The 20,649-nt window shown below is 62.0% G+C and carries 14 protein-coding genes; 3 read left to right on the forward strand and 11 right to left on the reverse strand.

Annotated features, from left to right (window positions below):
* Positions 1–20 precede the first annotated feature (20 nt).
* The 4 genes from PQ627_RS09080 to PQ627_RS09095 are packed head-to-tail and all read right to left on the reverse strand — an operon-like array spanning position 21 to position 8,386.
* The gene (locus PQ627_RS09080; protein WP_144659795.1) at positions 21–1,490 is read right to left on the reverse strand and encodes a sensor histidine kinase; all 1,470 of its coding nucleotides are present in this window, start codon (positions 1,488–1,490) and stop codon (positions 21–23) included.
* 30 nt (positions 1,491–1,520) lie between these two features.
* Positions 1,521–6,377, reverse strand: a complete 4,857-nt coding sequence (locus tag PQ627_RS09085; protein ID WP_274260241.1) for an NAD-glutamate dehydrogenase — start codon at positions 6,375–6,377, stop codon at positions 1,521–1,523.
* 57 nt (positions 6,378–6,434) lie between these two features.
* Positions 6,435–7,745, reverse strand: a complete 1,311-nt coding sequence (locus PQ627_RS09090; RefSeq protein ID WP_274260243.1) for an AAA family ATPase — start codon at positions 7,743–7,745, stop codon at positions 6,435–6,437.
* A complete protein-coding gene (locus tag PQ627_RS09095; protein WP_274260245.1) occupies positions 7,742–8,386 on the reverse strand; it encodes an SAF domain-containing protein in 645 nt (214 codons plus the stop codon). The genes PQ627_RS09090 and PQ627_RS09095 overlap by 4 nt, the downstream gene beginning before the upstream one ends.
* Positions 8,387–8,541: 155 nt before the next feature.
* On the opposite strand from PQ627_RS09095, the gene PQ627_RS09100 reads away from it, so the two are divergent.
* On the forward strand, positions 8,542–8,757 hold the full coding sequence (locus PQ627_RS09100) for a helix-turn-helix domain-containing protein (RefSeq protein ID WP_144659791.1): 216 nt from the start codon (positions 8,542–8,544) through the stop codon (positions 8,755–8,757).
* Positions 8,758–8,773: 16 nt separating this feature from the next.
* Here PQ627_RS09100 and PQ627_RS09105 read toward each other — a convergent pair whose 3' ends face one another.
* Positions 8,774–9,346: a hypothetical protein gene (locus PQ627_RS09105; protein WP_274260247.1), complete on the reverse strand. Its 573-nt coding sequence runs from the start codon at positions 9,344–9,346 to the stop codon at positions 8,774–8,776.
* Positions 9,347–9,499: 153 nt separating this feature from the next.
* Between PQ627_RS09105 and PQ627_RS09110 the strand changes: the two genes are divergently transcribed.
* Both PQ627_RS09110 and PQ627_RS09115 read left to right on the forward strand, forming a co-directional pair.
* Positions 9,500–10,267, forward strand: coding sequence for a LysM peptidoglycan-binding domain-containing protein (locus PQ627_RS09110; RefSeq protein ID WP_274260248.1), 768 nt, complete (start codon positions 9,500–9,502; stop codon positions 10,265–10,267).
* Between the two features lie 176 nt (positions 10,268–10,443).
* Complete coding sequence (locus tag PQ627_RS09115; RefSeq protein ID WP_260842354.1) at positions 10,444–10,869, forward strand: Rv3235 family protein; 426 nt, start codon at positions 10,444–10,446, stop codon at positions 10,867–10,869.
* Between the two features lie 123 nt (positions 10,870–10,992).
* Here PQ627_RS09115 and secA read toward each other — a convergent pair whose 3' ends face one another.
* The 6 genes from secA to mtrB all read right to left on the reverse strand — a co-directional run bounded on the left by secA (position 10,993) and on the right by mtrB (position 20,607).
* Positions 10,993–13,737, reverse strand: coding sequence for a preprotein translocase subunit SecA (secA, locus tag PQ627_RS09120; RefSeq protein ID WP_144659788.1), 2,745 nt, complete (start codon positions 13,735–13,737; stop codon positions 10,993–10,995).
* A gap of 42 nt (positions 13,738–13,779) precedes the next feature.
* Entirely contained in the window at positions 13,780–15,069 is a 1,290-nt protein-coding gene (locus PQ627_RS09125; RefSeq protein WP_274260252.1) for a winged helix-turn-helix domain-containing protein, read from the reverse strand.
* 26 nt (positions 15,070–15,095) lie between these two features.
* Positions 15,096–15,824, reverse strand: coding sequence for a ribosome hibernation-promoting factor, HPF/YfiA family (gene hpf / locus PQ627_RS09130; RefSeq protein WP_144659786.1), 729 nt, complete (start codon positions 15,822–15,824; stop codon positions 15,096–15,098).
* A gap of 180 nt (positions 15,825–16,004) precedes the next feature.
* Positions 16,005–16,976 carry a ComF family protein gene (locus PQ627_RS09135; RefSeq protein ID WP_274260255.1) on the reverse strand — a complete coding sequence of 324 codons (972 nt, stop codon included), beginning with the start codon at positions 16,974–16,976 and terminating at the stop codon, positions 16,005–16,007.
* 119 nt (positions 16,977–17,095) lie between these two features.
* A complete protein-coding gene (locus PQ627_RS09140; protein WP_144659785.1) occupies positions 17,096–18,814 on the reverse strand; it encodes an LpqB family beta-propeller domain-containing protein in 1,719 nt (572 codons plus the stop codon).
* On the reverse strand, positions 18,811–20,607 hold the full coding sequence (mtrB, locus tag PQ627_RS09145) for an MtrAB system histidine kinase MtrB (RefSeq protein ID WP_274260591.1): 1,797 nt from the start codon (positions 20,605–20,607) through the stop codon (positions 18,811–18,813). Before mtrB ends, PQ627_RS09140 begins: the two co-directional genes overlap by 4 nt.
* Positions 20,608–20,649 lie beyond the last annotated feature (42 nt).

Here is a 20,649-nt window from a genome sequence, read left to right on the forward strand (position 1 = left end):
ACTCCAGCAGCGCGGAAAAGCTAAGCGCGTGCGAGATTCAAGACAATCTGCACGGCGGTACCGCCGCCTTCCCTCGGGCTCCACTGAATGGTTCCCCCGAGTTCGCTGGTGACCAGGGTTCGGACAATCTGCAATCCCAAACCTTCGGTGTATTGCCCATCCGGCAGCCCCACGCCGTCGTCGGCGATCGTTACTGTCAGGAATTCGTCCTTGCCGTCCCCCTCGGCGCGGTCCGCCACCAGCCACACCGTGCCGGTGCGGCCCTCAAGTCCGTGCTCAACGGCATTGGTAACGAGTTCATTGATGACCAAGGCCAGCGGGGTCGCAAAATCACTGGGCAACTCCCCGAACAGGCCTGAACGTTCAGTTCTGACCTGCTGGGACGGCGATGCCACTTCCGCGGAAAGCCGGAACTGGCGCCCGATCAACTCGTCGAAATCAACACTCTGCGTCAGGCCTTGGGACAGGGTTTCATGTACCAGTGCAATGGTCGCCACACGCCGCATCGCTTGTTCGAGGCCCTGCTTCGCCTCGTCGCTGACCATCCGCCGGGACTGCATGCGCAGCAGGGCAGCCACCGTCTGAAGGTTGTTCTTGACCCGGTGGTGGATCTCACGGATCGTGGCGTCCTTGGTGACAAGTTCCATCTCCCTGCGCCTAAGCTCCGAGACATCGCGGCACAAAACCAGGGCGCCGAATCGATGTTGTTCGTCGCGCAGCGGGATGGCACGCAACGAAAGGCTGACACCCCTCGATTCAATTTCGCTTCGCCAGGGCATGCGGCCGGTCACTACCAAGGGCAATGTCTCGTCCACCATCCGACGGTCTTTCAGCAGACCCGCAGTTACCTCGGCAAGCGAGCGCCCCTCGAGGGACTCCACTTCGCCGAGCCTGCGGAAGGCGGAAACCCCGTTGGGACTTGCGTACTGGACTATGCCGTCCGCGTCGAGCCGGATCAGCCCATCACCGACGCGGGGCGCACCCCGGCGCGAGCCTGTGGGGGAAGCGAAGTCGGGCCAGAGCCCGAGGGTGCCCATGCGGAGGAGATCGTAGGCACACTGTCGGTAGGTCAGTTCCAGCCTCGAGGGCATGCGGGAGCTGGAGAGGTCCATGTGTGAGGTCACGACGGCGAGAGTTCTTCCGTTGCGGACCATCGGAACCGCTTCAACCCGCAACGCCATCTCGCTGCTCCAGCTGGTCTCGCTGGAACGTTCGATGGCTCTGCTGTTCCACGCCTTCTCCACCAGGGGACGAAGGTCCGAGCGGATGCCCTCGCCCACGAAGTCCGCGTGGAACACCGTATGCGATGTCGATGGACGGACGTGGGCGAGGGCTATGTAGCCGAACTCGGGATGCGGAAACCACAACGCCAGATCAGCGAAAGCCAAATCAGCCACCATTTGCCAGTCGCCAACCAGGAGGTGCAGCCATTCGGCATCTCCAGGCCCGAAATCAGCGTGTTCCCTGATGGGGTCTGTAAAGATTGCCACTGCACCTCCAGTTACGACGCGGAGAACTTCCTAGCGCCGGACGATTGACCTCAAGAGCCTTAATGCTACCGACAGTGAGGCCATGTCGTCGGCCTCGAGCGCGTTGACCTCGTCGAACATGGTCTTCGCCCTGCCCAGTTGCTCGGCGTTCAACCCCTCCCAGTCCTTCAACCGGTCTTCGGCGGATGCGCTGGACTCCGTTGCCTCAAGGACTGACGTAGTCATGTCGGCGACCGTCGAGTACAGGTCATCCCGAAGGGCTGCGCGGGCCAAGGCCTGCCAGCGGTCATCGCGCGGGAGGGAACTGATGCGCTCCAGCAACGAATCCACGTGGAAGCGGTTGAACACCGTGTAATAGACGTGGGCCACGTTCTCGACGCTCTCATTGCCTGTCTGGGCAATCCGGGCGATGTCGAGGAGGGCATAGCTTTCGAACAGCTCCGCCCACCTGCGGGCAAGGTGCTCCGGAACGTCCCAGCCCAGTGCCTTGTCGAGCCAGCCGTTGATGCGGACCTTGTCCTCTCCACGCAGGTAGTCCAAGAGCTTGGCGCGCAAAGGCGCCATCATCGGCTTGAACGCATCCACGACGCTGGCGATTGGCTGCGAGGCAATTCCTTGTCCCAACACCCAACGCACGGCCCGGTCCAGCAGTCGCCTTATGTCCAGGTGGATCTCGCTCCAGTGTTCCGTCGGGAATGAGGCCGGCAGCGCATTCAACTCCGCCACCATGGGGTCGAGGTCGTAAATTTCGCGCAGAGCCACGAAAGCCTTCGCGACTGCGACCTCATTGGCCGAGGTTTCTTCGATGGCCCTGAACGCAAACGTGATTCCACCGAGGTTGATGATGTCGTTGGCCACCACAGTTGCGATGATCTCGCGCCGCAGCGGATGGGTGTCCAAATCGGCGTCGAACTTCTCCCGCAACTGCTTCGGGAAGTAGTTGCGGATCGTGTCCGAGAACCAAGGATCATCAGCCAGGTTGCTGTCGCGCAGCGCCGTACTGAGCTCGATTTTCGCGTAAGCAGAAAGGACTGCCAACTCGGGCGAGGTCAGGCCTTGGCCTTGTTCCAGGCGGGCACGCAGAGTGTCGGTTGTCGGCAACGCTTCAAGGTCCCGCTTGAGGTCGGCGGATTTCTCCAGCCAGTCCATGAGCCTCTCGTAGCTGGGGCTCCACTCGGCGACCCGTGTCCGGTCGTTGAGCAGCAGGATGTTCTGGTCGATGTTGTCCTGGAGCACCAAGCGGCCTACTTCGTCGGTCATGTCGGCCAGGAAGTCAGCCCGCTCAGTCTCCTGGAGCTTGCCTGCGGCCACCATCCGATCCACGAAAATCTTGATGTTGACCTCATGGTCCGAGCAATCCACGCCGGCGGAGTTGTCGATGGCATCGGTATTGAGGATGACGCCCTGCAGTGCGGCCTCGATACGTCCACGCTGGGTCAAACCAAGGTTTCCGCCCTCGCCGACAACCTTGACCCTGAGGTCACGCCCATCTACGCGGATGGCGTCGTTGGCCTTGTCTCCTACGGCGGCGTGGGTTTCCGTGCTTGCCTTGACATAGGTGCCGATGCCACCGTTGTACAGCAGGTCCGCCGGTGCCAGCAGGATCGCTCGCAGCAGTTCCGGCGGGCTCAGTTGTGTCGTCCCTTCGGGCAGACCCAAGGACTTGCGCACTTGTTCCGAAACCGGGATGGTCTTTGCCTGCCGGGCATAAACTCCGCCGCCCTCGCTGATGAGCGAGCGGTCGTAGTCGTCCCAGGACGAGCGGGGCAACTCAAACAGCCGCCGCCGCTCCGCGAAGGACGCTGCGGCGTCAGGTGTCGGATCCAGGAAGATGTGGCGGTGGTCAAAAGCCGCCACCAGGCGGATGTGCCGTGAAAGCAGCATGCCGTTTCCGAAGACGTCACCTGACATATCGCCCACGCCCACGACGGTGAACTCTTCGGTCTGGGTGTCCAGGTCGAGCTCGCTGAAGTGACGCTTGACCGACTCCCAAGCACCGCGGGCCGTAATGCCCATCGCCTTGTGGTCGTATCCTACTGAACCACCGGAAGCGAAGGCGTCGCCCAGCCAGAAGCCGTACTCGGCCGCGAGCCCGTTGGCCGTATCCGAGAAGGTAGCGGTGCCCTTATCGGCCGCCACCACAAGGTAGGAATCGTCGCCGTCGTGACGAACGACGTCCGACGGCGGGACGAGCCTTTCGCCGTCGCTCGACGTTACGAGGTTGTCGGTGATGTCCAGCAGGCCGCGGATGAATGTCTTGTAGCTTTCGATCCCTTCGGCCATCCACGCGGCGCGGTCCACAGCGGGATTGGGCAGTTTCTTGGCGAAGAAGCCGCCCTTGGCACCCGTCGGAACAATGACGGCGTTCTTGACTGTCTGGGCCTTGACCAGCCCGAGAATCTCGGTTCGGAAATCCTCCCTGCGGTCCGACCAGCGAAGACCTCCACGGGCCACCTTGCCGAAGCGGAGGTGGACGCCTTCAACACGTGGCGAGTAGACCCAGATTTCGAACATCGGGCGCGGGAACGGCAGTCCCTCGATGGAGGTCGGGTCCAGCTTGAAGCTGAGGTATTCCTTGTTCTGGAAGTAGTTGGTCCGCAGGGTGGACTCAATGAGGTTGATGAAGGTGCGCAGGACACGGTCAGCATCCAACGTGGCCACCTGCTCCACAGCCTCGGCAAGTGAGGTCCGTGCCGCATCCTGGCGTTCGTCGCGTACATCGTCCGCCACGGATGGGTCGAACCGTGCCGAGAAGAGGTCCATGAGTCCACGTGCCACGTCCGGGTTGCCCAGGAGGGTATCGGCGATGAAGCCGAAGGAGTTCGTGTTTCCCATTTGGCGCATGTATTTTGCGTACGCACGGAGCACGACTACCTGGCGCCAGTGCATGCCTTCCCGGAGCACCAACCGGTCGAAGTTGTCCGACTCCACAGCACCGGTTACCGCAGCCCCGAAGGAATCGGCCAAGAGGCTCCCGGTGGCGAGGGGGTCGACTCCCGTGGGGTACTTCAGCCCGAGGTCATAAAGGAAGAAGTCGCGGTGATCAGCGGTTTCGATCTCGAACGGCCGTTCATCCAGTACTTCCAGGCCAAGGTTGTGGAAGTAGGGCAGGATCTGGCTAAGGCTCTTGGGCTCCATCAGGTAGAGCTTGACGCGGGCGTCCTCTTCCAGAGCTTCACCGGCACCTTCGGGAAGATATACGTGGACCCCGGGCCTTACGTTCCTGATGGGCTCGCCGGTCCGCTCAGCCTGCGCACCGTACTTCTCGAAGCGTTCAATGTCCTGCAGGGCGTCTTCGACTTCGTAATCCACGCGGTATCCGGCGGGGAACGCTTCGGCCCAGAGGGCAGACAGAGCGTCTGCGCTTTCGGCCGGGTGGTGCTCGCGGAGGACCTCTGTGATGCCCTCGCTCCACGACCTCGACGCCCGCATCAGCCGGTGTTCGAGTTCCTGGGCATTGACCTCAGCAAGCTCAGCGGTGCGCGGAAGCCTGATCCGGAAGAAGACACGGGCAAGCGCGGACTCAGTTATCCGGGCCTCGTAGTCGATGGTCTCGGCCTGGAACGTCTCCCGGAGTTCCTGCTCGATCCTGAGCCGGACGCTGGTCGTATAGCGGTCGCGGGGCAGGTACACGACTGCGGACATGAAACGGCCGTAGATGTCCGGCCGCAGGAACAGCTTCGTCCTGCGGCGCTCCTGCAGTCGTTGGATTCCCATGGCAGTCGCGGCCAGGTCCGGTATCTCGATTTGGAACAGCTCGTCCCTGGGATAGGTCTCGAGGATGCCGAGGAGGTCCTTGCCGGAGTGTGAATCGATCGGGAACCCGGCATTGCGCAGTACAGCATCGACCTTGTCGCGGACAATGGGGATGCTGCGGACAGAGCCGGTGTAGGCGCTCGTGGCAAACAGTCCAATGAAACGGCGTTCGCCATTGACGTTGCCCTGGGCGTCGAAGCTCTTGACGCCAATGTAGTCAAGGTATGCCGGCCGATGGACCGTCGAACGGGAATTCGCCTTGGTGATGACCAGGGCGCGCTTCTCCCTGGCCTTCTTGCGGCCGGCGTCTGTCAGGTGTTGGACCTGACGGGTGGTGTCCCCGGCGCGCAAGAGCCCCAGGCCGCTGTCCTCACGAAGCTGGAGAACGTCTTCGCCGTCTTCATTCACGAGGTCGTATTCGCGGTACCCCAGGAAGGTGAAGTTCCCATTGTCCAGCCATCGGAGAAGGTCCTGCGCCTGGCGCAGTTCAGCAATTTGTTCCGGGTGGGAGACTCCCCCCAGAGCTTCGGCCAGCTCCAGCGCCTTGCTGCGCATTTTCGGCCAGTCCTCGACGGCGGCCCGTACGTCACCGAGGACGCGGTGGAGGCCTTCGATCAACTGTTCACGCGTGTCATCGCTGACGCGGTCGATTTCGACCGCAATCCATGACTCCATGTGCGAGGCATTGTCCCCATCCCCAAGAAGATGGGCGATGCTGGGCAGGGCCGCGGTGTCACCGCTGGAAATTCCCACAGTGGAAGGAACACGCGAAACACTGCTCATTTCGCCGGTGACCCGGTCCCGGGTGACCACGAACAGTGGGTGCATGACCATGCGGATGGCGCAGTTTTGCCGCACGAGCTCGGCGTTGACCGAGTCAACCAGGAATGGCATGTCGTCCGTAACAATGTAGACAACGTTCCGGTCGGACTCACTGCCGATCTCGACCAAGGCATTGCCAGGTCGTCGCGACTGGGCAACCGCCTTGTGCTTGGTGGCCCTGGATATCAGCAGTTCCGGGGAGTATGCCCCGGCGTCCTCCTCTGCGAGGTGCTCGTAGTAGTCACCGAAGAACCCTTCACGGACAACTGCTGCATCGGACCGATCCTCCACGCTGGATCCTGACGACATCGACAAACGCCTCCATCACAAGTTGATTGCTGCGACTCTGCAGCCCACATGCCGAGCCTAGCGCTTAAGACGACGGGGAGCTCTGGCAGTTCGTCCAAAGGAATGACGTTTTTGATGGACAGGAGCACATACGAGCCCGGCGATGGCCCGTCGCAGGTCCGAATCAGGCGCACATTCGAGGAGGACGGAGCCTGACAACAACGCTGCATCGCACGCTTCCGGGTCCGAAGGAATGTAAGCCTCGATGCCGAAGGCTGGCCCATACCGGCTCCAGGCTTCGGCCAGCTGCTGCTCCGGGGCGTACCCGACGGCGGAGCGTTTGACCTTGTTGAGCACCACGCGCGGGGATGCTTGCTGAACAACCAACTCAAGTTCAGCCAGGCCCCGTACAAGCCGCGGGACCCCTATTGCGTCGGCGGATCCGACAGCGAAGACAACATCGGCCAATTCCAGGCTGCAAAGGGTGGATGCATTACGCCGGGGCGCCAACGTGTCAAAGGTCAGCTCCTCGTCAGCTTCGAGGCAGAAGCCGGTGTCGATCACCACGACGTCCGCCAACTGCCGGGCCCTCTCCAGCACGAGAGTCAGAGCGGCGGCCCGCAGTTCGGTCCACCGATCGGCCCGCGTCGTACCGGTCAATACGCGAAAGGAACCGGCCTTTGTGAAGACCTCACTTGCCGCGGCGGTCAAGGCTTCGATATCAAGCAGCCCTTGGTCCGCCAGCCTGCAGGCTTGCGCCAGCCCGGCCGACTCGTCCAGAAGCCCCAGCATCGCCGACACACTGGCGCCGTAGCTGTCGGCATCAACCAGGATGACCGACTGGCCGTCAGCGGCGAGCTCCGCGGCCATGTTCACGGCCAGGAGGGTCCGGCCAGGGGCACCCGCCGGTCCCCACACGGCAAATATCCGCCCTGAACCAGACGTCTCTGCCATGGCCTCCTCCGGCTGCGGCGCCGTGGGAGAATCCGCGGCGGGAGCGGCAAAACCTGTGCTGCGCGGGCCATCTGCCTGACCGTACGAGCTTGTGCGTTCCACTGCCCGGGAAATCTCGGCCGCGAGTACCACCGGTTCAATATCCGCAGACGCGGCCACTACACCAATGGAACGGAGCCGTCTGGCCTCATCTTCGCTGTCCGTCAAGGCAACAACGCAGACACCCACGGCTCCCAGCCTGTCCACCAACGTAGTGGTCAATTCTTCGGACCCGTCACCGACGATGGCTGCGAGCGCCAGGCCACTCTGGCAGGCAGCCAGCAGCTCGGTGAGTTCGGAACAACGGCGCACAACGGTTACCGGGCCATGCAGGCGCTCCAAGCCATCAACTACGGCTTCATTTGCTGCCCCTACGGTTACCACCGGAATGCTCATGAGGCCAGGCCCGCCGGGTTCCAGACCACCGAAACCTTGGCCTTGTTGGCTTGGGCACCCAGCAGCTTCGGCATTTGGGCGTCCGTGACCAGGACCAGCACGGTAGTGGTCTTGGATGCTCCGAGAGTTGTGGAGCCGTGGGTGACCTCTGCAATTTCCGCGCCGGGTAACAGCAACTGTGGATCGTCATAGGCAGTACCCGTTCCGGGCATGGCAACCCAGACGTCGACGCGGGCCCCGGGAACAGCTTGGCTGGGCAGCTCCCCCTCCATGGAGATGGCCACGGGTTTCCTGTTCAACGCATCGGCAGTGCCGAGGCTTTCGCGTGGCAGCAACTGGTTTCTGGCGACCCGCTGCAGTGCGACTTTTCCTGCGGACAGACCGTCTTCAACCGTTACATAGCCGGCCTCCACCTCATCCAGCCGCACTTTGACGATGGAAAGGTCTTCGGCCGTCACCGTTTGGCCCACAGCGATGTCTTCCCGTGCGGCATATACCTGAGTCGTCTTGTCGGCATTTCCCAGCAGCGCCACCACCCCTGCCACGGACAGGAACACCAGCAAGATACCGACCAACAGCCGGGGATCCCTCCAGGAGGGCTTACTCATTCGTGCCGCGGCTGGACTTGCGCTTGGTCCCATTTTTCAACTCCCCCGGGTCTGGCTAGAGGCATGGTCGGCGGACCTGCCTCCTCATTCTTACCGGCGGGGCATCTCCAACCAAACCATTCGGCTGCAAAGAGGACGAAACTGTGGATAACTACACCAAATGCCCGCAGGAGTGGCAATATGGAGCCATGCCCCGATTCCTGACATTGGCCGATGTCGCCGAACAACTCCAGATTAATTCCCCGCAAGCGTATGCCCTGGTCCGCAGTGGCGAGCTCAAAGCGATCCAGGTGGGTGGCCGCGGGCAATGGCGTATCGAAGAAACGATGCTCGAGCAATACATTCAGGACCGATACGCAGAAGCCAGCCGAATGATTGAAGAGTCCAAGTCCAAGTCCCGCTGATGGCGCCGGTCCCGCACTAAAACCCTGGACCGCTGGCTGAACCGACGGCCACAATCGCGCCGAAGGGGATAGTCACGACACTGGCTACATTCCCCGCGCGTCGCACTTCGCCCTCGTGCACTACAGCCACATCCAAGTGGTCCTGACCCACTCGGTCGATGACTCCCTTTGTTTCAAAGCTTTGCGGTGCCTGCGCCCGTACATGCACAACCACCGATGCACGGTCCCGGGCCAGCGCCCTCAAGGCGGCGGCGAAGCCCAACGGTTTCACAAGCCGTGGAGTGGCCTTCACCGCCAACCGCCCCACCCCTTGATAAGTGAGAACCGATGGGAAGGGAATCATCCACTGGCGCACTCCTTCGTCGAGGACGAACCACTCGCTTCCGATATGGCTGATGCTTCCGAGAAGTGCGGTTCCGCTGGACAGGACAACTTTGATCCGACCAGCACCAAGAGCACGCAACCGATCGGTGAGCTCGATACCGGCAAGCTCCACCCTGGCGCGCTCGGTGATCTCTGCTTCCTTCTCCAGAGAACGTTCTGCCGAAAATTGTGCTTCCAAATCGTTGAAGAGAGAGTCCCATCTCATGTGGTCAGACTAGGCTGCATAACGGAGCCAAGACCAATTCCGTCCCGCGGGCCTGCCCCGCGATTGGACAGGCGCATGAAAGTGTGCTGAAAATGGACTCCGAGGTAGATCAAATTGCATCAAACTGCATCAAACGAAGCTTGGGGGCTTTGAATGGCACGATCTTTGCGCAGGGACACCGGACTGGCTGTGATGACTTTGGGGCTTGGGCTTCTCCTGGCCTTAACAGGCAACATCCTCCTCACGCAGTGGGAGACCGCCCAGCGACATAATCAGAGTTTCTCGTTCGACCTGCTGGCCGGGTTCACCGCCAGTGCCACTGGCACCGCAATGGTTGTCTGGTGGGTCCTTTCCCTGGCGGTGGCATTTGTCGCCGCGCTCCTGCATAAGAGGGGGGCCAGCAAGGGAGCTGAAGTCCTCTCCACCTTCAGCCCCACCTTTATGGTCAGGCTCGCCGTAGCCGTCGTCGGCATCAACCTTTTTGGCGGTGGTTTGGCACACGCGGACACTGCACCGCAGCCGGAGTGGCTTCCCACGTCGACCCACAGCAGCACACTCGCCGGTGCCGTCGCTCCGCCGTCCGCGAACGGCGTCGGCTCCCCGCAGGCCATCGCCGCCAACGAGAGCCAGCCGCAAGGCGCGCCCGATCCCAGCTGGAAGCCCAATCCTCCAATGGTTGTTCCCGGCTTGCTCAGCCGGCCCGGCTCCAGGGAAGCCCCAGCAGCAAGTGGGGCGGGCGTCGAGGTGAAAGCAGGAGACACGCTGTGGTCGATTGCAGCAGCCAGGCTTGCACCTTTCTCGACCGACGTGGATGTAGCCGTTGCCTGGCCACAGTGGTACGCCGCGAATCGCTCTATCATCGGGGACGATCCCTCCGTGCTCATCCCGGGACAGATCCTCCGACCTCCGGAACCCGCATAGCAGCGCCAGCCCGACACGCAACACACGGCTGAATCCGCCTACGTGATCTAACAACTGCCCGCTCAGGGGCGGAACCGAGCCTCACTTCCAAAACCCAGCGTCATCCCAGCAGAAGCCACCCGAGCATGAGCGTTCCCCGCGCTTTCGCTCAAGTAGTGAATGCCAGAGGTATGACCATGTCCGTTGTTACTGCAGGCCGGCCACCCGTTCGTCAAAGAGTGCCTCGCGCCGTCGCTTCATCCGGCGCCAAGGGTGGTGCCGATACCGACATCCGGCTGGTGGCACGAAGCATTGCCCAAGCCGCCGTCGAAGTACTTGCCGGTACTCGTCCACTCATTCAACTATCGGGTTCGTTGGACCCGGACTGCTATTTGGCCCTTCAGCACCGGGCTGTCCTGACACGCAAACACGCCGCGCGGAGCAAAGGGACTCCGCAGCCACACCTGAGCCCTATGGTCCGGTCCGTGCGCGCCTGTTCCATCAGTGAATCAGTTTGCGAGGCAAGCATCGTCGTCGCGGAGGAAGGCCGCTGCCGGGCCGTTGCCATGCGACTTGAACGCACCGATGGCGCGTGGCGGGTGACGGCACTGGAGATCGGGTAGGTCCATTCGTCGGCCACTGAACAGTATCCAGGCATGTCAAAGGGGGCGATCCCGGGAACATTGCGTCCTCGGGATCGCCCCCGTTGTTGGCGATGATTACCGGTTCAGTGCCGGTGCTCCTGGCTAGCGGCGCTTCTTCTTGGCGGGTTTGCGCTGCTCCTGGCCCGCAGCCTTGGCAGGGTTCCCGGAACGACCTGATCCACGGCTCTCTACCCGGGTTTGCGTAGCCCCGTCTTCGCCGGGCGCGGTGTATTGCAGCTGAGCCGGCTTCTCCGGTGCCTGCAGGCCAGCGGCCCGGATCTGGGGATCGTGATGCTCCGTGTGTCCCCCCGCGGCAGAATCGTCCGGCACGACAACGTCTTCGGCAGGTGTCACTTCCACCTCAAGGTTGTACAGGAACCCGATGCTCTCCTCGCGGATGGCCTCCATCATGCTTTGGAACATGACATAGCCCTCACGTTGGTATTCAACCAAGGGGTCGCGCTGTGCCATTGCGCGCAGGCCGATGCCTTCCTTGAGGTAGTCCATCTCGTACAGGTGTTCCTGCCACTTGCGTCCAAGGACTGACAGGACAACGCGCCGCTCCAGTTCCCGCATGCTTTCGGAGCCAATGGCTTCTTCGCGGGCCTTGTAGACAAGGCGGGCATCCGAAAGAATTTCTTCGCGCAGGAAATCAGCAGTGATCCGGGACTTGCCTCCGGCTTCTTCGATGACTTCTTCAGGTGTAACAGTCGCCGGGTACAGGGTCTTCAGGTTGGTCCACAGCTGGTTGAAGTCCCAATCGTCGCCGTTGCCCTCTGCCGTTGCAGCATCGATGAGTGCGTTGATTGTGTCCTCAAGGAAGTACTGGACCTTCTCGTGGAGGTCGTCGCCTTCAAGGATCCGACGGCGGTCTCCGTAGATGGCTTCACGCTGGCGGTTCAGGACGTCATCGTATTTGAGCACGTTCTTGCGTTGTTCGGCGTTACGCGCCTCCACCTGTCCCTGCGCGGAAGCGATGGCACGGGAAACAAGCTTCGACTCAAGTGCGACGTCGTCCGGCACCGAGCTGTTCATGAGCCGTTCAGCTGCCCCTGAGTTGAACAACCTCATGAGGTCGTCGGTCAGGGAGAGGTAGAAGCGGGATTCGCCGGGGTCGCCCTGGCGTCCGGAACGGCCGCGCAGCTGGTTGTCGATCCGGCGGGACTCGTGCCGCTCGGTTCCCAGGACGTAGAGTCCGCCGAGGTTCAGTACCTCTTCGTGCTCATCCTTGACAGCCTGCTTGGCTGCGGCGAGCGCCTCGGGCCATGCGGCCTCGTACTCTTCAGAGTTTTCCTCCGGATCGAGCCCACGCTTGGCGAGTTCGGCGATGGCGGTGAATTCCGCGTTGCCGCCGAGCATGATGTCAGTACCACGGCCGGCCATGTTGGTGGCGACAGTCACAGCGCCCTTTCGGCCGGCCTGGGCAACGATGGACGCTTCACGCGCGTGGTTCTTCGCGTTCAGGACTTCGTGGCGGATACCCTCCTTGGCCAACAGCTTGGAGAGATATTCGCTCTTCTCAACGCTCGTGGTACCGACCAGTACAGGTTGGCCGGCTTCGTGGCGCTCTGCGATGTCTTCCACGACGGCATCGAACTTGACGACCTCGTTCTTGTAGACAAGGTCCGGCTGGTCGATGCGTTGCATGTCGCGGTTGGTGGGGATGGGGACCACGCCTAGCTTGTAGGTGCTCATGAACTCGGCGGCCTCAGTCTCGGCGGTACCGGTCATGCCGGAGAGCTTGGAGTACATACGGAAGTAGTTCTGCAGCGTCACGGTGGCCAGGGTCTGGTTCTCGGCCTTGATCTCGACGTTTTCCTTGGCCTCGATGGCCTGGTGCATGCCTTCGTTGTAGCGGCGACCGGCAAGGATGCGGCCGGTGTGCTCGTCAACGATCAGGACCTCGCCGTCGAGGATCACATAGTCTTTGTCGCGCTTGAACAGTTCCTTGGCCTTGATGGCGTTGTTCAGGAAACCAATGAGCGGTGTATTGGCGGATTCGTAGAGGTTCTGGATGCCCAGGTAGTCCTCCACCTTTTCGATGCCCGCTTCGAGGACTCCGACGGTCCGCTTCTTCTCGTCCACTTCATAATCGACATCAGGCTGGAGCCGGAGGACCACCTTGGCGAACTCGCTATACCAGCGGTTGGTGTCGCCCTGGGCGGGGCCGGAGATGATGAGCGGGGTCCTGGCCTCGTCGATGAGGATCGAGTCGACTTCATCCACGATCGCGAAGTTGTGTCCGCGCTGGACGAGTTCGCTGGCATCCCAGGCCATGTTGTCGCGGAGGTAGTCGAAGCCGAATTCGTTGTTTGTGCCATAGGTGATGTCGGCTGCGTACTGTTCACGGCGCACGGCGGGGTCCTGGTTTGCCAGGATGCAGCCGCTGGTCAAGCCAAGGAAGCGGTAAACGCGGCCCATAAGTTCGGACTGGTACTCGGCGAGGTAGTCATTCACCGTGACCACGTGGACGCCCTTGCCGGTGAGCGCGTTCAGGTATGCCGGCGCGGTCGCGACAAGGGTCTTGCCTTCACCGGTCTTCATTTCGGCGATGTTGCCAAGGTGGAGTGCCGCGCCACCCATCAGCTGCACGTCGAAGTGGCGCATTCCCAGGGTCCGGGAGGACGCTTCGCGCACGGCAGCGAAGGCTTCGGGAAGCAAGGCATCGAGGGATTCACCGTCGTCCTGGTGCCGGGACCGGAGGCGGTCTGTCTCAGCGCGCAGTTCGGCGTCCGTGAAGGACTTGAACGACTCTTCCAGGGCATTGATGGAATCGGCATAGTTCCGCAGTTGCTTCAGGGTCTTTTTGTCACCCGTGCGGAGAAGTTTTTCGATTAGTGATGCCACGTGAAAGTGCTCCCAGTCTCATGCTGCCGAATTCTGGCTGTTTCAGTCTACGGGAGAGACCAAGGCGGCGTGTCCGGGTTCACCTCTGAGCGGACTGGCGTTTCGCGGTTCCGCTGTGGGACTGCCGTGTTGTCCGGCAACGGCCGCCGCGAGATCGCCGGCAAGATCCCCGGCGGGCCACACCACCACCTCCTGCAGGCCGAGCCAGGTTGCCATGAGCTCGAGTTCTGCTGCAAGCTCGACGGCGGTATCCGCCGGAGCGTTGGGCTCACCGTACGCAGAACGCACCAGCAACTGGCCGGTTGTCCGGTCGGCCTTCAAGTCGACTCTGGCCACAATGCGCTCCCCCAGCAGGAATGGCAGCACGTAGTATCCGTAGCGGCGTTTGGCAGCGGGCGTATAGATTTCAATCCTGTAGTGGAAGCCGAAAAGCTCCTCAAGGCGGCGACGCTCAAAGACGAGGGAGTCAAAGGGGCTCAGCAGCGCCCGCCCTTCGGCCTTCCGGGGAAGCTTTGCGCCGGCATGCCTGAAAATCTCCCGATCCCATCCTCGAACTGATACCGGTTCCAGGACGCCGGCACCTACAAGCCTTCGAACAGACTCGGCTCCAGCCTTGACAGGCGTCCGGAAGTAGTCGGAAAAACACCGGACTGTGCCGATGCCATGGGCCTGGGCGGCCGCGTCGATAAGTCGGTCAAGGGCTTCTCCGGCATCCACGGCAGCCTCCGTACCGGCCGTAACCACCCGCGAAGTGAGGGTGTACTTGCGTTCGAACTGCGGTGTCCGCGAAGCAGCTGAAACGCGGCCTTCTTCAAACAGGTGTTCCAGAACCCTCTTGACGATGTTCCAGTTCCAGCCCCAGTTGTCCCGCTCTGCCGTGGGGGCATGCCCCAGCTTCGCGGTGAGTTCCGCCGCCGTCAAAGGAGGCCCGGCAGCCAACGCCGACAGTATCCGGTCTTCCATGTCACGGCGGACACCGGGATCCAGGCGGTGCGCCCCAACCCATGCGCGCTTCTGCCACAAGAGCAAATCAGCGAAGTGCTGCGGGCGGATAAAGCTGGCTTCGTGCGCCCAGTACTCCATCATCCTGCGGGGCTTTCGGCTGGCCATGGCGGAAAGAATGCCGGGATCGTAGTTTCCCAGCCGGGAGAAGAACGGAAGATAGTGGCTTCGCGCCACCACATTTACAGAATCGATCTGGACAAGCTGCAATCGGTCAAAAGTCCGGCCCACCGCCCGTGGCGTCACGGGGCCGGTGGGCCGGACTTTGGCTAATCCTTGAGCTGCCAATGCGATCCGCCGTGCCTGTGAGAGGCTCAGCGAAGCGGTCATTGGGATCCCTTCGTCTGATACAGGCCTTATTTGGCGTTGGCGGCCTGATCGTCGGAGCGATAGGCGATGATCTTTTCCTCGACGGCTTCTTCGCCAGGCTCACATGTGGAATCGAGGCTGATCACACCATAGGTCCAACCGCTGCGCCGGTAAACAACCGACGGTGCGTTGGTTTCCTTGTCCAGGAACAAGTAGAAGTTGTGTCCCACCAGTTCCATGTTGTCCACGGCGTCATCCAGTGTCAGGGATGCCGCGGGAAACACCTTACGACGGATCAGGACCGGTGAATCTCCGGCCGGGATGTCGTTCTCGATCTCATAGGGCGAACGTTCTTCGGCTTGCCCGTTGGCTTCCTGGTGGTTGTTGGCCTCTACGTAAAGAGGCGCATTGGTGCTTGCAGGTTCAAGGGTTGCCGTAGCTTCCCGAACGGCCTTGGGGGTGTGGCGGCCGTGGTGCACCTTCTTCCGGTCCTTTGCGCGACGAAGCCGCTCAAGCAACTTGTTGTACGCAAGATCGAAGGCAGCGAATTTGTCAGCGGCTGTGGCCTCGGCACGGATAACGGGGCCACGGCCCAGGACGGTCACTTCGACGGTGAGCTCGCCCGGCGTTTGCCGGGGATTGGTTTCCTTGGAAACCTTGGCGTCTACCCGCTGGACCTTGTCCCCCAGCGATTCAATCTTTGAGATTTTCTCGCCGGCATATTCGCGAAAGCGGTCTGAAACAGTCAGATTTCGTCCGCTGATCATGAACTCCATGGTGCCCTCCAAATAACTCAGGTGACACGACAACGGCACTGTTGGGGGCTGGTCTGACGGACAGTCGAGCCCCTTTCCGAGCCGCTATCGACAGGTACATCTTTTCTTGGTACCCACAACCGACGTTAGTTCATCGCCACGCGTTATTCATCCTTTGGCCACTTATTTTTTGATTGAGTCTTAATGACTTGATGGCTGGTCGCAGGGTGCTGTCATGGAGGCGTAGGCTGGTGGCCTCGTGGCCGCCAGGACGACCGCACCGCACACCACACCCCCGGCCGCCTCCACAGCCCGCGCTGCCTCGGCAAGAGTTGCTCCAGTGGTGAGGACGTCGTCCACAAGGATGCAGCGGACGCCCCTGATCTGCCCCGCCCGTCCAGGCTTGACCCGCATGGATCCCCTGACCTTACGGGCGCGTTCACCCCGCCCAAGCCCTTTTTGTCCGGATGCCGAACCTGAGCCTCCGCGGCCAAGCACGACGTCGGCAATCCTTTGCACCACTGCCGGCAACGACGTCATGCTGCCTTTTCCGGACAGCGGGGCCCACACCTTTTCCAACGCATCAAGATGTCGGTGTTGCGGCTCAATCCCGCGTAAACGCACGATCAGCAGGATCAGGTGCACCGGGCTGAATCCCCGCTTTCGGTACGCCCTGCCGCTGGTCGGGACAGGCACAAGGCAAAAGCCGTCCTGATGGCCGAGCGCTGCTCCCAAAGCCTTGCCCAGGCAGCTCGCCAGCACACCGCCCACGCGCCATTGGCCAAAGTGTTTGAAAGACAGCAGGCATTGCGCCAGCTCGTCGCGGTAGGGTCCTGCGGCAACAACCCCGATTCCGGCCGCGCCGTCCACCGTGACCAGAGCAGGCGATTGGTGCTCTGCCCGGAATGGCTGTGCACAGATCCGGCGTACGCGCTTGGCGCAATCACCGCACAGCACTGCGTCTTCTGCCCCGCAACAGATGCATTCGACGGGAACCAGGATGGCCAGGAAGTCTTGCAGTGTCCCCTCCAGTACCGTCACCGCCCGTCCCAGGCGGCTACGGTCACTTCCGCGGCGACGCACGCGGACGGGGTCCGGGGCAGCGAGGTCCGGATCCCTCCCCCGGCCGACTCTCTGCCGGACCATGACTCCAGTGCTGGGTGGATCGCTCATGAAGCCAGCCTGCCCGGATGCTTTGGACGAAAAAACCCTCACCTCGTCCTATGTGGACATCCCGTCAACACCACCGTGTCTGGCGCAATGGCCGCGACGTAGCCTCCCGGGGAGCAGTGTCAGCCAGGGAAAGCCGGTTCCGTGGGGCCTTTAAGTTGCAGCTCCCAACCGTTTCCCACGCGCTGGAAGACTCCGGCCTCGGACTGCCCATAAATCTGCTCCGGCCCATTTCCGGCGCTGATGCTGGTCAGGCCATCCCACGGCGCGAGCTGTTGGGCTTCGCCCGAGGCCAGGGACAACAACTCAGGAACCACCGTGGATGTTGCCGAACCGGCCATCACCGCCACCGTGGACGCGTTAACCCAAACTCCCTGGTTCGCCGCTCCTGTGGTCAGCAGGGTGATGGGAGCGGTGAGATCCTTGGGCACACCATCGGGATTACGGACGATGCCTGTGATCTGAACCGTGGATTTTCCGGCGGATTCGGAAATGACCAACGCCCTGGTCCCTTCCCTGGAGACCCTGAAGTCCTTCACGGTACGACCCGAGAGCCAGGACGGGGTGATGGTGACGTTGGGAATGGTTGTTCCGGGCGCGATACCCGTCGGTTTGTAGGCCACCACCTCGGCCGCACCATTAGCCCCGGGACCAGCTGTCCAGACCCAGTCCTGCGGACTGAAGGACGGACCAGTGAGGGTGCTCCTGGTGGTCAGTTGGCGGGCGGCCTGTCCCGGCTCGATCGAGTAGAGGGTGGTCTTGTCGCCGTTCAGGAAGGCAGCCGTTTGGGAAGCAGGTGACTCAGCAGGCGAATGCGGCCCAAGCCCGGCGACCGACTGGATGTCAGGCAGGGGCGTGATCCGGTTGTTTTCATAGCGGACCAATTCACCGTTGTTCACTGCGATCTGATGGGCAGGGACTGTCTTGTCCACAACAGGTGGCAGGACTGTTCCGTTGTCCTCCACCCGGACCAGGTCCTGGTCTGCCCGCAGTTGCACGTTGATGACATCCGGCTGGCTCCGGAAGGTCAGTGCCAGCTGGTTCTGCATTCTTTGCCTGTCCTCGGCGGATGCATCAAACAATTCCTTGGCCGACAGATCCACCTGGGCTGCGCCGGAGACCACCGGCACCGATTCGCGGGCGAGCTTCATGCCTGAAGGGAAGGCACTGACAACCGCGCCACGGAGGTAGGGGGCAGGGCCGGCAAGGAGGGCACTGGTCATGGATTTGACTGTATTTTTCTTGATGAACCAGCGGTAATCGGGCACGGCGAAAGTGAAAGTCGGGTCGTAGAAGTAGATGGGGAAAGCCCCGTAGATTACTTTGAAGGTTTCTTCGGGAATGGCCGTCCCGTCCGGGACTTTGGAAATCCGCCATTCCCCTTCCACCTGTTCAAGCGTCAGCGGGATGGTCTCCTTGGTGCCCGGCGGATACTGGGTTGCTACGCCGTCGGCATCCACGGAGTAGGCGAGGTCGAGAAGGTAAAGGTACTCATTTTCCACGGATGACTTCACCACCTCCGCCGAGCGGAAAACGAGTGCCCGCTTATCCGGCTTCCACGTAACCGACTGCGCTTGCGTCAAGTACTGGCGCGCCACAGGATAGTCGTCCTCGTAGCCGCTGCCGGCCATGTAGAAGTCTTCAATGATCGACTCCGGGCTGGACCCTGCCCGGGGTGCGGCTGGAAAGAACACCGGCGCGTTGGGGTTCCCTGCGCCTTCGTCCTTGCTCTTGCCCACCGGGCCGGAACGGGGAATCTGTGCACATGAGGAGAGGAGGAGCATGAGCACCGCGAGCAGTGCCACGATCGCCCTCCGCTGCCGGGGTCCAGGCTTGGTCATGGCTTATCCCCCGCTTCTTCGTCCATTGCAGTGCCTTCATCGTTCGTGCGCTCGGAACCGGGCAGGGCGCTCGCTGTTTCCGTGCCGAGGACCAATACCTGGCGCTCGCTGGCCGAGCCGGGAAATTCTATGTCTGCAGGTTCTAGCTGAAGCGGGGACTTTGCGATGGTCTCTCCCTGGCGAAGGGGCAGGGTCAACCTGAAGTTGGACCCTGAGCCCTTGCGGCCCCAGGCCTGAAGCCAGCCGTTGTGGAGTTTGGTGTCCTCTGCCGCGATGGACAAGCCGAGACCGCTGCCACCGGTGGTCCGTGCCCGGGCAGGGTCCGCGCGCCAGAAACGGTCGAACACGCGGGCGGCTTCGGCCTGGCTCATCCCGATGCCGTGGTCCCTGACGGAGACAGCGACGGCGTCGTCGTTGGCCGCGACGGAGATATGCACGGGCTTGCCCTCGCCGTGTTCAAGGGCGTTGAGCAACAGATTGCGGAGGATCCGTTCGATCCTCCTCGAATCCATCTCGACGACGATGCTCTTTTGCCTGGCATTGAGGCGGACTTCGGATCCATACTCCGCGGCCACGGGTGCCGCGCCTTCCACGACCTGTGCCACCACCTGGAAGATGTCCTGCGGTTCGGCGTCAAGGACGGCGGCACCGGCGTCGAAGCGCGAAATCTCCAACAGGTCCGACAACAAGGACTGGAAACGCTCAACCTGGTAGTAGAGCAGCTCGGCCGATCTCTTGTTCATGGGATCGAATTCATCACGCGCGTCGAACAAAACCTCAGCCGCCATCCTCACGGTGGTCAGCGGGGTACGCAGTTCGTGGGACACATCGGAAACGAACCTTTGCTGCATCTGCGACAACGTGGCCAACTGGGTGATCTGTTCCTGGAGGCTTGCGGCCATGTGGTTGAAGGAGGCCCCCAACCTGGCGACCTCGTCTTCACCCTTGACCACCATCCGTTCCTGCAACTGCCCGGCGGCCAGCTTCTCGGACACGACGGCGGCATGGCTCACCGGACTGACGACGTTCCGGGTCACGTACCAGGCAATCGCACCGATCATCAGGACGAGGGCCGCCCCGCCGGCCCACAAGACGTTCTGGATCTCGTCCAACGTCTGCTGCGCGGTGTTGAGGTCGTAAATCAGGTACAGCTCATAGACAGTGCCGTTGAAGGTCACTTTGTTTCCCACCGCGATCCCGGGGCGGTCCTCGTTGCCCACGGGGAATTGGGTCGGAGCCCAGAATTGCTGCTTGCCGCCTTCTTGAACGGCTTTGCGGAGATCCGGAGGAATCACCCTGATGGTCAACTGGTCCGAGGCCCTCGACTCCACCCACCGGTTGCGGGGCTTGGTCTGTTCCGGCGCGGCTTCGAAGACATATCTTCGCTGGATGACCGAGCCACGGCCCTCCACCGCCGTCAAAGTGTCGTACACGAGGGTGATGACGCTGGACTGGTCGGTGACCTGCGCGCCGTCGAACGTGTCCTGGACCTGTTTGACGTTGTACCTCGACTCGGACTCCGCCTGGGCGAGCCGTTCCTGGAACAGGTTGTTGGCGATCTGGTTGGACAGGTAAGCGCCAACAATGGCAAACGATGTCACCGCAAGGAGCAGGGTGGTCAGGACGGTGCGGAATTCAAGGGACCGCCGCCAGCGGCGAAGGATCGAACGCCACAGGAAGCGCAAGCCTGGCCTGATCTGGCGCACGCCGATGGAAATAAGCCGGGAGACCCGAAGAATCAGGATCAGCCCACGCCGGGTCCAGATCCGGGCACGCGTGAGGAACCACCGCAGGTCACGGGTTTTACGCGGGGGCGGAGCTTCGGCGGTGTCGGA

The organism is Paenarthrobacter sp. AB444 (assembly GCF_028736865.1).
In the GTDB taxonomy this organism is placed as follows: Bacteria; Actinomycetota; Actinomycetes; order Actinomycetales; family Micrococcaceae; genus Arthrobacter; species Arthrobacter nicotinovorans_B.